Source organism: Armatimonas sp. (assembly GCF_031410135.1).
Classification (GTDB): Bacteria; Armatimonadota; Armatimonadia; order Armatimonadales; family Armatimonadaceae; genus Armatimonas.
The window spans coordinates 1-1,390 of sequence record NZ_JANNYP010000086.1 but is presented as its reverse complement, the minus strand read 5'-3'; the positions used below and the strand labels follow the sequence as shown (position 1 = coordinate 1,390).

General features: G+C 58.8%; 1 protein-coding gene. It reads right to left on the bottom strand.

What is annotated here, in order from left to right:
- Positions 1-183: 183 nt before the first annotated feature.
- A partial coding sequence (locus RMO15_RS03235) for a hypothetical protein (RefSeq protein WP_309707744.1) occupies positions 184-1,390 on the bottom strand: 1,207 nt, incomplete at its 5' end.

Here is a 1,390-nt window from a genome sequence, read left to right as displayed (position 1 = left end):
CGAACCCTGCCGCTTCCAAACCTAAATCCATACCACCACCGCCGCTAAAAAGCGAAACGAGTTTATGCTTTTTCACTATCATTCCTATCTGGTCACAAGCCTCAAAGGCTCAGAGTAAACTCGATTTTTCACTGCTTGTTTCTTCCCTGATTGCCAAGGCATAATACCCTAGACAAGGGAATCCTAGCCAAAAAGACCCGGCGTATCTAGCCTCTCGATGTGCGTGAGGCGATGGACGATTCGGGGGCGGTCGAAGTCCGGGTGAGTGGTAGTGATACGCTCGACGCTGGCACGGACGAGAGCGGCGAGCGGGATGCCTCGGAGCTGGAGGGCGCGCGCTTTGTCTATTCGAAGCGTGTAGGGCTTCTCCCCGTTGCTACTGAGAATCTTGCAGGAGCCTGCGACGATAGTGCCGGTCTGGAGCTCACCTGTCAGCACGATGTTCTCCACTTTCGTGTGCGAGTCATCGAACCATACCTGGCGCTCGGTGGCGTGCTTGGGGGTGAGCACACCGCCGCCGGGCAGGTGCCGGGTGCGAAACTCCATCACAAGCCCGTTGGCGGCGACGTGCTTCATCACTTGGACGTAGCTGCGGCGCACGGTGTCGTTGGTGAGGTGACTGCTGATCTGATCGTGGGTCGCGTCGTCGTCAAGCATCTGGGCAAAGAGATCGGCGGGATTCTCAGGGGCAATCTCAAGCAGTGTGGCCTGCCCCGTCTCGGCCTCGGCTTCAGGCACCAGGTAGAACGGAATGCGAAACGAGCCGGGCTGAGGAACGCCTGCCTGGAGCGTGAACGACTGACTTGGCGTGAGGCGCTTGACGATAGTCTGGATATTACGGAGTAGCTCGGCCAGCACCCCAAAGTCCATCCGCTGATTTGCCGCCGCCGCACCCTCCCATAAAATCTCACCGTCCTGGTCTGTCCCCGCCACCTCAAGAAACTCTATCGCCCGCAGGCGACGCATCAAGCGCGACTCTTGAGCGGCAAGGGAGTCGAGCCAGAGACGAACCGAGAAGCGCGTATCGCCGCTCTGCTCTAGCTCTTGGCGTGTCTGACGCACCTCCTGTAGCTCCTCGCGTAGCAAGGTGGAGTCGTCGTAAGCCCAGTCGCGCTCTACCATCTCAGGGGTTGCCTTCTCATCACGATCTCTAACGGGGGGCAGGTCGGGATAGTTTCCCTCAAGCGGCAGCTGCAAAAAACCACGCGGAGCCGCCACACCCGTCTTCTCTGGATTCGTTCTACCATAAGCCGCCTGCTTCTTCTCCCGTGCCCGTAAGTATCGGTCGTGCTGTGGGTCGCCTTGCGGAAATACCGGGATCAGGTCGGTATCGCACAAAAACCGCCGCCTTGCCTCGTTAGCATCTTTGAGCAGCGCCCGAAGAAAAAGC